Origin of the sequence: Rhodococcus mengyinensis, assembly GCF_048381435.1 — a bacterium.
Taxonomy (GTDB): domain Bacteria; phylum Actinomycetota; class Actinomycetes; order Mycobacteriales; family Mycobacteriaceae; genus Rhodococcus_F; species Rhodococcus_F opacus_D.
Genome location: NZ_JBLWIT010000097.1, coordinates 20695 through 30871, shown reverse-complemented (window position 1 = coordinate 30871; position 10177 = coordinate 20695). Strand labels below are relative to the sequence as shown.

The 10177-nt window shown below is 62.7% G+C and carries 4 protein-coding genes and 1 pseudogene; 3 read left to right on the top strand and 2 right to left on the bottom strand.

Annotated elements, in window-relative coordinates:
- Positions 1-147 precede the first annotated feature (147 nt).
- Both ACNJ7E_RS18750 and ACNJ7E_RS18745 read right to left on the bottom strand, forming a co-directional pair.
- The gene (locus ACNJ7E_RS18750; RefSeq protein ID WP_418339173.1) at positions 148-1581 is read right to left on the bottom strand and encodes an IS1380 family transposase; all 1434 of its coding nucleotides are present in this window, start codon (positions 1579-1581) and stop codon (positions 148-150) included.
- The gene (locus tag ACNJ7E_RS18745) at positions 1497-2891 is read right to left on the bottom strand and encodes a helix-turn-helix transcriptional regulator (RefSeq protein ID WP_418340681.1); all 1395 of its coding nucleotides are present in this window, start codon (positions 2889-2891) and stop codon (positions 1497-1499) included. The genes ACNJ7E_RS18750 and ACNJ7E_RS18745 overlap by 85 nt, the downstream gene beginning before the upstream one ends.
- Positions 2892-3234: 343 nt before the next feature.
- On the opposite strand from ACNJ7E_RS18745, the gene ACNJ7E_RS18740 reads away from it, so the two are divergent.
- The 3 genes and pseudogenes from ACNJ7E_RS18740 to ACNJ7E_RS18730 all read left to right on the top strand — a co-directional run bounded on the left by ACNJ7E_RS18740 (position 3235) and on the right by ACNJ7E_RS18730 (position 9962).
- The gene (locus ACNJ7E_RS18740; RefSeq protein WP_418340680.1) at positions 3235-8046 is read left to right on the top strand and encodes a DEAD/DEAH box helicase; all 4812 of its coding nucleotides are present in this window, start codon (positions 3235-3237) and stop codon (positions 8044-8046) included.
- Positions 8043-8552, top strand: a pseudogene (locus ACNJ7E_RS18735) (UvrD-helicase domain-containing protein); the annotation flags it as partial. The gene ACNJ7E_RS18740 and the pseudogene ACNJ7E_RS18735, both read left to right, overlap by 4 nt.
- Positions 8553-8561: 9 nt before the next feature.
- Positions 8562-9962, top strand: a complete 1401-nt coding sequence (locus ACNJ7E_RS18730; protein WP_418340683.1) for a 3'-5' exonuclease — start codon at positions 8562-8564, stop codon at positions 9960-9962.
- Positions 9963-10177: the final 215 nt, after the last annotated feature.

Sequence of the window (10177 nt, the reverse complement as noted above, 5' to 3'; positions counted from 1 at the left end):
CCCGAATGCACCGATTCGTTGATCCAGTCGGGGTGAGTTTCAGTGTGCAGCAGTGGGCGGTGTGTGGGCGTGGTTGAGCGTCCGACCTCTCGTGTCGGGTTGTTCCACTGGGGCTTTCGCGTCGAGGTCGGGCAGGAGTCGCGGGTGTTAGACGATGGCCGGGTGATTGCGGCCGAAGGTTTTGTCAAACAGCGTGTGCCACGCCGTTTCCCACGGCCAATCCTGAGGGAGGTGCAGGGTCAGTCGCCTCGCCGAGGAGGCGATGCGTGCGGGGACCGAGACGAGGGTGCGCCGGAGGGTGCCGGTGGTCGCCCGCGTCAGCTTCGGATCGCCGGTGAGGGTGCCGGCGGCTCGGGTGAGGTTGAACGCCATTACCGCGCAGACGAGCCAGGCGGCGTTCGCGGTGAACCGGCCCGAAGGCAGGTGCGCGAGGGCGGAGTTCTTCAGGTCCGCGTGCACCTGTTCGATGATCGCGTGCTGACGGTGGGTTTTGTCGGCGGCGACGGTGTCTACATGGTCGGGGTCGGTGGTGGTGAAGAAGGCGTGGAACCGCCAGATGTCGAACAATGTGCCCTGTCCCTGGTCTTTGGGTGGTCGCAGGTCGGGGATGCGGCGCACGACCAGCCGCCCGGGGATCTGGTGGGCCTTCTTCTGGGAGGTGAACGCGGTGAACGGAATCTCTGCGACCTCCGCCCGCGAGATCCAGGTGTCGGCGCCCTCGTCGTAGACGGCGTCGGTGTACTCGATCGGCGTCCACGCGGACTCGTCCACGTCGATCGAGGCGATCGCCTGTTTGATGGTGGCGGTCAGGCGCACCGTGACCGAGACGTCGGCGCCCGCGCGGATCGCCGCACCGACGGTGGGATATCCGTAGAACGCCGAATCGCACCGGACCAGCGGTTTCAGCGGGCCGCCACCGCTCGGTCCGCCGGCCTGGGTGCGCAGCCGGTCGACGGTGGCCAGGGCGTCGGCGACCAGCCGGGCGGCCCCGCGCGGGGAGCCGCAGGCTCCGCGGCGCAGGCGTTGGGTGAGGATCACCGGCGTACCGGTCTCCGTGGTGACGGTGGCGAGCAGTGCGTTCAGCCCGCGCACGCCGGAGTAGCCGTATCCGGACCCTTGCTTTCCGTGGCCGTGGACCTCGATGATCGAATCGTCGATATCGACCAAGACCCGCCCGGTGTCGATCCCGGTGACCAGCGGGGTCTTCTCGGCGAGGTTGCCCAGGAACCGTGAGGCGACGGCGTCGAGTTGCCGGACGTGTCCGAAGGTGAACTGGCGGAGGAACGATCCCAGCGTCGACGGGGCATAGGGTCGGTCGAAGAGCGTTCCCATCGCCCCGTGTCGCACAATGGCCAGGTCGGCGATGCTGTCGGCGCCGGCGACCATCCCACCGATCAGGGATCCGATCTTGCGGCCCGGGTGGGCGCCTTTGTCGGTCGGGACGCTCAGGTGTTCGTCGGCGAGGGTGAGCAGGCCGCTGGCCTGCGCCAATGCCATCACCGGGACCAGCCCCGCGGTCGCCACCAGATTGGGGTCGTCGAACCTCGCCGCCGAGACGGGTCGAGTGTGAGATAGTTGCACCTACGAGATGCCCTTCGTCGTGGCCGAATTGTTTCTGTGAGAAGTTCAATTCTTCCACCACGGCAGGGCATTTCGCCGTTACGACCCACCCAAGGACTCATCCGGATCGGTGTATCCAGGCTAAGCGCGGGGTGGTGTTGATGCGGATCGACCCGTTGCTCGGATACGACGATCTCGTGGTTGCGGAGGGTAGTGACGTGGGCGTCCAGGAGCGGCGCAGCGGCCTTTCCTCCGACCATTGCTGCCCAGAACGCGTCGGCGAGTGAACGAACGAGCTTGTCGTGCATTTCCTGGAGTGTTTCGGCGTCGCCCGAGGCGTCATGGGCGCCAACGATGAGGAAGGACGTGCCGGGCGCTGCCTTCGAGCGGTCGAGGTGAAGGTCGCGGACCATCTGCTCGGTGGCCCACCACGAGCGCGATACACCCTCCCGCTCTGGATCGGTTTCCAACGTTCCAAACCATGCCGGTCCGGCGTATGCCGTTTCCTCGACCTCGTGCCAGGGGAGGTCGAGTCGGCCGATGACGCGGCGTTCCGTGTGGCCATCGTGGGGTTCGGAGAGCGTCGAGTTGATGAGAACAAGGCCATACTTGCTTGTCGCCCAGAGGGTTGCTTTGCCGAGACCATACGAACCGCCTGCGCGACTGACGGACTGCTTGTGGCTGTCGAGTTGGCGTCGAACGACCGCGGCGAAGTTACCGTTTTCGTACTCGGGTCCGTTGAGACCGGAGGCGTTGAAGTCGTCGATGCGCAGCAGCACGAGAGATTGACGTTCGGCCAGCTCGTTGAGCGCGGCTCGGAGGCTGCGTGAGACCTTCTGCTCGGCTCTTGCCGCGCTTTCCAGGTGGGGTGACAGATCACCCCACTGGATCGCCGACAGGAAAGACTCGAGGTGCTCGTCGGTCAGCTCGTGCAGGGTGTAGTGGACGCGTACAGGGGCGTTGTGGTCGAGGCGCTCGTCGATCGAGTTCTGGGTTGCTTCGCGTGCGAGGACCGACAGGTCGGCGTTGAACGCGAACGCCGCGGCATTGCCGTACTCGCGCCCGCCATCGGTATGTGCAGGCCGGTGATGCCATTGCAGGTTGCGATCCGCCGGCGCGATCGCGCTACGGTCATCAGCCTGGGGAAGTTCGGCTTCAAGGATGGTGACAATCCGTTCCTTCAGCTCCTCACGGGGTTCGGCGCGTCCGGCGATCCACGCCGAGACCGCCGCACGAGTGAGCCCCAGTGCGATTGCGAGCTGAGCCTGGCTCATACCCGCTTGCTGGAGGTTTGCCCCGAGCCAGCGCCCGTAACGGTTCGGGGCGGTCATAACGATTCTCCTGATAGTTCGCTGGCAGACAGATCCGCGCGGAGCTTATCAGCGGGGTGAGTAGCCCGATGATGTCAGTCGATCGAATGACTTTCGGCAGGAAGGTGGTCAGATGTGTCGGTGGGAATGTGCACAATATGGACATCAGGATGTCAGGGTGCAATGCCGATCACTTCCTGAGCACTATCGCCGGAGAATTGAGGGGTGCCGTGGACGACAGTGACAATTGGGTGCAAGCGGCTTTGAGCAGGGACATCCGCACGTAACACGGGCGATAGACGACATATGACCCGTCGTCATAGACGTCGGGTCAGCCCCTCCACGCTCCTAGGACGAGACCTCCATGAACATGACCAACGACAGTGACGTTCTCCGCAAAGTTGCGGAGCTCACCGAACTTGCTCTCCGTACGTATGCCTTGAACCCGGCACGCATCGAGGAGGATGCGAACGGGGAGCGCCGTATCCATCAAGGTGGATACGGGGACCGCCAGATCTTCGAGTTGGTCCAGAACGCGGCTGACGAGCTTCGAGCCCCTGAGCACCGCGGAGGACGCATTCACGTCGCCCTCACAGAGGAGTACCTCTACTGTGCGAACGAGGGCACCCCCGTCACGCCGGAAGGCACGGACACCATTCTTCGAATGGGTGTCTCGAAGAAGCGCGGCGGCCAGATCGGCCGGTTCGGTGTAGGTGTGAAGTCGGTCCTCTCGGTTTCGCAGGCGCCGCAGATCTTCAGCAAGACAGGATCGTTCGGATTCGATGCAAAATGGTCCGAAGCTGAGATCCTCGCAGCGGTAAACGGGGCGCAAGCCGAGAGGGGCGAGCCTTCGCTCGACTCCGTAGGTGAAACGCCGGTACTGAGGATGGCGCGTCCCCTCGACGTCTCCTTCGAACGCTCACGCGATTCAGTTCTCGATTCGATGCTGGGTTGGGCGAGCACGGTGGTGCGTTTGCCTCTGGTTGCGGGCGAAGCAGAGCGACTTGGACGTGACATCCAGCAGAGCTCCAAAGCTCGCGTTGATGAGTCGAAACAGGACGAGTTTCCACACCTCTTCCAACTATTCTCTCCCCATGTCGGGAGCGTAGTGCTGGAGGATCGCCGGGATATGCCAGTCGTCCGCCGCGAGATTCAGGTCGGGGAGTCGGGACACATTCGTACGATTCATCAGTCTCGTACTGGATCGAAGGCGGTGTCCGAGAGCTACCGGGTCTTCACGCTCCCCCATAGGGTGAGCGATGAAACGCGACGACGTGCGGGCGAACTCCACGACCGAGTCACCATCGACATCTCCTGGGCAGTGCCCAACTACACGGTGGCGGACGGATCCGACTATCACACCATTCCCAACGATCGGGGTACGTTCTGGTCGTACTTCCCGACGAAATATCCGATGACGTTGAGTGGCGCACTCAACGCTGCGTGGAAGACGAATGAAGACCGGCAGAATCTCCTCGACAGCAGTGACCTGAATGCGGAGCTGCTCAATGTGGCCGCCAGGTTGGTCGTCGGTTCTTTGGAGAATCTCACACCTGTGGAAGACCCTGCGGCCTTCCTGCCGCTACTTCCCGGACGGCCGAAGGAATCGCCGAACTGGGCTTGTAGACATCTCACTGAGGAGGTCTGGTTACTTGCTGCCAAGAGTCCCTCGCTGCCGGACCAGCGAGGCGACCTCCGCTTGCCCACTGGCCTGAGGATCCACAAGGAGAAGCTGTCTCCACAGGCACTGGCATTGTGGCGCGAATACCCGGGACGGCCGGTGAACTGGGTCCATCACTCTGTCGAAGGACCTGGGTCTCGCCGGGGAAAGATGAACCACATCCTCGAAGCGGCTTCCTGCAAGGAACCTGAGACCGTGCGCGCCTGGCTGGAGGCCCTTGTCGAGGACCGCACGGCCGCGGCCTCGGCCGCGGCGATTCGGGTCCTCGCGCACATGCTCGTGCACGATCTCGCGGGGTCGAACAATGCCGCGGATGCGGTCGAGGCAAGGAAGGCTCGTATCGTTTTGACGGAGTCCGGGACATTTGTAGCGCCAGCCGCAGGGAGCTTGTTCCGACGTTCGAGCGACGATGGGCTGCGTGACGATCTCGTCTACGTCGATACCAGTTTGTCGGACGATCCGGAGCTGGTGCCGCTATTGGACCGGTTGGGCATCCGGGAGTCCGATACCGAGGGTCGATTTCACAGCGTGTTGGACCAGGGATTCGCGGGCTATACAGATGAGTCCTGGACGCGCTTCTGGGAACTTCTGAATAGCGCGGGCGGCCCCGTCCAGGCTGCTGCCGTCCGACAGCGCGTCAACGACCTCAATTCGACATTGCATGTCAAGACGGTCACTGGGAAATTTGCACCCTTGAAGGCATGTATGTTGCCGGGGCCGATTGTACCGGCAGATGGATCCCGCGACGGAAACATTGCCGTTGACATGTCATTCCATGCGAACGACCGATCGATCCTCCGCAGCTTCGGAATGTCCGATCGACCCGACGCGTCATACAAGCCCGACCAAGACGGATGGTTCGAACTTTACCGCAAGGCGATGTACGACCAATACTGCTCGACCCTGGGCGCGACGCGAAGTCGCATCCAGATCACTACGATGAAGCTGGATGGCGGCGCGATGGCGGGACCCCTTCACTTGTTCAAGCGGCTGTCAGACGAAGGGCGTGCGGCTTTCATCACTGAGATTTCGGACGACGGCCTGATTGAGAACTGGACGCGGCAGATCGGGCAGAGCGCGAACACCCGGGTACAGATCCTCTCTCCGATTCGATGGCTCATCGGCACGCATGGAATGGTACGGACGACGCAGGGTCTCCGGCGTGTCCGAGAGGCGGTCGGCCCACAGCTGAGCGAGTACGGGTCTGTGCTACCTGTGGCCGAGATCAGCCAGGCGAAGGCTCGGAAGCTACGAATGCCCACCGCCGTCGAGGATGTCGAACCGGCGCGCTGGAATGCTCTGCTCGAGAAGCTCAAAGAAAGTACCGACGACAATTTCGTCGGTCGAACCTACGCACTTCTGATCCGGATCGCGTACGACCTGGTCTTCAAGGAAGAAGTTGTTCGCTGTCGAGTGGGCGACGAATGGGAACTCCGTGTGGATGGCGAGATCGCTGTCGCAAGGTCTCGCTCGGAATATGACGAGTTGATACGCGAGCGTCATCCGGCCATTCTTGTCGACCGGGCCGCCGACGCCGATCAGGCCGACGTGATGATCTCGGAGTGGGGAATGCTGACGATCGATGACGTGATCGAGAAGCGAATCCGCGCAGTGCCGGAGGGTGCGCCGATCGCGTTGTCGGACGAGTATCCATCGCTTCGGCGGAGGATTGCCACGTCGACCCTCAGTGGACTGTTCATGCAACGCTGCAGTGAGCTGGAGGAGGTGGTCCGCACTCCGAATGGGACCCGGCTCACGCCACTGGCCAGCGCACGTGAGGACAGCACAGTCTTGGTCCCGGCGAGTGTCACCAGCGAGAAGGCGCTGATCCTTGCTGACAAGGAATTCGGTTTCGGTCTCGGTGCCGATGGGTGCCGTGCGGCGCTCGAAGCCCACCGGAAGCACCTCGAAGACCAAGCATTCAATGAGAAGTTGACGGCGATCAGAAATGCTGGTGAGGTCCCCGAGAAGCTTTCGCTCATGCTGGATGCCGACGTGCTGCAGCGGGGGCTTCCGGCAGGCCTCGTGGAGAGTGAGTCGCTCGGGAGCGGACAGGATTCCGGGGCGCTCCGCCTTGCGGAACTTGCCTACAACGCCCATGACGATGGTGTGTTGCGTGCGTACGCGAAGGAAATTCGTGCGGAGTTTCCTGAAGCGCCCGCCCGATTCGACGGTGGACGCGTAGCATTGAAGTTTGTTGCGGGTCTGAAGTTTCCGGATTCTTTCGCTGGAACGTATATTCCGCCGCTGCCGGAGCGTGAAGTTGCCTCCGGACCAACCGACTTCCCGTCGCTTCACCCGTACCAGGAATTGATTGCTAGTCGATTCGTCGATCTCTTGTGCAGCGCTCGTCCTCAGCGTGCGATGTTGAGCCTTCCGACCGGAGCCGGCAAGACCCGTGTTGCGGCGGAGGGCGTGATCCGTTGGATCCGCGAGTCGGGGATGCCGGACGGGCCAATCCTGTGGATCGCGCAGACGACCGAACTGTGTGAGCAGGCCGTACAATCGTGGAAGTTTGTGTGGGAGAAGGTGGGTGCGGAGTATCCGCTTGTCATTGATCGATTGTGGACCGACAATTCGGCGACGCCGGTGTCGGGTCGTCCGCACCTCGTCGTGGCCACCGACGCCAAGCTGCGGTCCTGCCTGGACACCGACGACTATGCGTGGTTGCGGAAAGCGTCCTTGGTCATCGTCGACGAGGCTCATGTAGCCATCTCAAAGCAGTACACACAGATTCTCGACTCGATGGGCCTGACTCACCGCGTTACGACCCGGCACCTGGTTGGATTGACCGCAACGCCGTTCCGAAACAACGAGGACCTGACTCGACGTCTGGTGTTGCGATTCGGCGACCGCCGGCTTGATGAAGGGGTCCTCGGTGACGAGCCGATCTCAAAACTGCAGGAGCTGGGAATTCTCTCCAAGGTTGAGCATCGAGAACTCGCCGGAATTGACATGGCCCTGCAGAACCACGAACTTGCCGAGGTCGAGAAGCTCCACGGATTCCTCCCGCGAAGTGCGGAGCGCCGACTTGCCGAGGACGGTGACCGTAACAAGGTGATCATCGAGGAGATCGCGGCGCTCCCGGACGGCTGGCCCGTGTTGGTTTTCGCGACCTCGGTAGACCACGCGAAACTTCTCGCGGCGAAACTGAGCAACCGGGGGATCAGGTCGGTTGCCATCGATTCGGCGACCCCACCCGGTGATCGGCGGCAACGAATCGACGCGTTCCGACGCGGCGAGATTCGGGTCATCACGAACTATGGTGTGCTGTCGCAGGGTTTCGACGCACCGGCCACCCGGGCAGTCCTGATCGCCCGCCCTGTGTACAGCGCTAACGCCTACCAACAGATGGTCGGACGCGGGCTTCGCGGGGTCAAGAATGGCGGCAAGGACAGCTGCCTCATCCTCGACGTTCGGGACAACATCACGAACTTCGACAACAGCCTTGCGTTTACTGAATTCGAGTACCTGTGGCAGGAAGACGAGCGATGATGACCATTGTAAAGTCGCACGACCTCTCGCTTACTCAGGGTCAGCGGAACGTCGTCAAGCAGCCTTGGGACGCACGGACACTCGTCACCGCAGGAGCTGGCGCGGGCAAGACCACGACCCTTACTTACCGGCTCGAGCACCTGACCGGTGTCGAAGAGCTGGAGGCCGGAGAGATCCTGGTGCTCAGCTTCTCGCGTGCAGCAGTGCGCGAGCTACGTGATCGTGTCGACCGACTGGCCGTGTCCGCGCGCCGTGTCCGCGCGCAGACCTTCGACGGATGGGCGCTGGCGCTCCTTAAGCAGATGGACCGGGAGCGGGACGACCTCGCAGGAACCAGCTTCGACGACCGGATCGCGATGGCGATCGATGCGATCGACGCCGGTGTGCTCGAGTCCTTCGAACACGGACCGCCGGCGCACGTCATTATCGACGAGGTCCAGGACCTTGTCGGAGTTCGCCGCGAGATGGTCGAAGCACTGCTGGACCGATTCTCCGACAACTGCGGTTTCACAGTTGTGGGCGACACCGCGCAGTCGATCTACGGGTTTCAGGTCGCCGACCCTGCAGAGCGAGCTGGTGAGACCAACCGATTTTTCGACTGGATCCGTGCGTCGTATGTGGCCGATCTCGTCGAGGTCAGCCTCGACGACAATTTCCGTGCACGCACATCCGAGACCCGGGCCGCGATACCGTACGGTGCACAACTCCAGAACCTCCCGACGGACCAGGCTGCGGCTGACGCCGAGGCATCGCGGATTCACGCCGAACTGTGTTCGGTACTCGGCGCTGCCCCGAATTTCGGCGAATTGAGCGATCAGTTTGTTCAGGATTCGCTGAGAATGTCCGGCGGGACCACAGCCATACTCTGCCGGGACAACGGCCAAGTTCTATGGCTGTCGGACAAGCTGCACAACTATGGTGTGCCGCACCGTATCCAGCGGTCGCCGCGATCCCGGCCAGTGCCGCCGTGGGTGGCAGACCTGCTGCAGTCGGCCGGTGGTGCGACCATGACTGAGGAACGCTTCACCGAGGTCCTGTGCCAGCTCCGGGTCGTGACAGACGAACCGAGTCGGGTGTGGCAGTCGCTGCGGAGGGTCGCGGCGAGTCCTCGAAACCAGTTGGACGTTGAAGCCCTCCGGCGCGCGGTCGCCGAGGGCTGGCTGCCGGACGAGCTGACTGCCAATCCGGTTCACCCCCTGGTGCTGTCGACGGTTCACCGGGCCAAGGGCCTGGAGTTCGACCGTGTCCTGGTCGTCGAACCGGAACCGATTGTGAGTAGGGGAGGCGGGGATGTCGACCCGCCGGCCGAGGCGCGACTGCTGTACGTGGCGATGACCCGGCCTCGCGATGACCTATACCGAATCAAGATTCCGAAGCTGTGGCAGATACGCAAGGCGAACCGCAACCCGTTCCCCGTGGACAGATGGTTCCTTGGCGGCCGGGAACGGTGGGCTCGCAACGGCATCGAGGTTTCCGAGTTCGACGTGTGCGGCGAAGTGCCCGCTGGGGTGCGCGAGCCGTTCGCTGATCCGGTGGTCACCCAGCAGTACCTGCGTGAATCCGTTTCCGTCAACGACGAGGTGGAGCTCAGGCGTCTGCATGATCTGCCTGAGACGACAACCGAAACGCCGCCATACGGAATCTTTCACGCAGGAATCGTCGTCGGCGAGATGTCAGCACGATTCCGTGGTGACCTGTGGCGTTTGCTCAAGCTCAATCGTGGTTACGACGTGCAGCGCTGGCCGCGGTGCATCACAGGGCTGCGAGTCGATGCAATGGAGACCGTCGCCGGCTCCCGTGCTGTCGCCGAGCGCAGTGGGCTCGGCGAAACCGGAATATGGATTGCGCCACGGCTGGTTGGGCTCGGGAAATTCGAATGGAACGACACGACAGCGGAAGGCGGTACCGGCGAGTGACCAGGTCCCACCACAGCGCCCACTACGCGCTGAGATCCGAGATTCGCGGCGCACTGAGATCAGACCTTCTCGGCCCGCAAGACGGACAGGAGGAGGTTCTCACCAATGATGCGCCGATCACGGCATATCTGGTGGGCGTGCTTTTCCCCCACGTTGAAGGGGTCACGCCGAGTATTCGCGGGTCCAACGGGGAGCGTGACTCTCCTAGTGCCGTT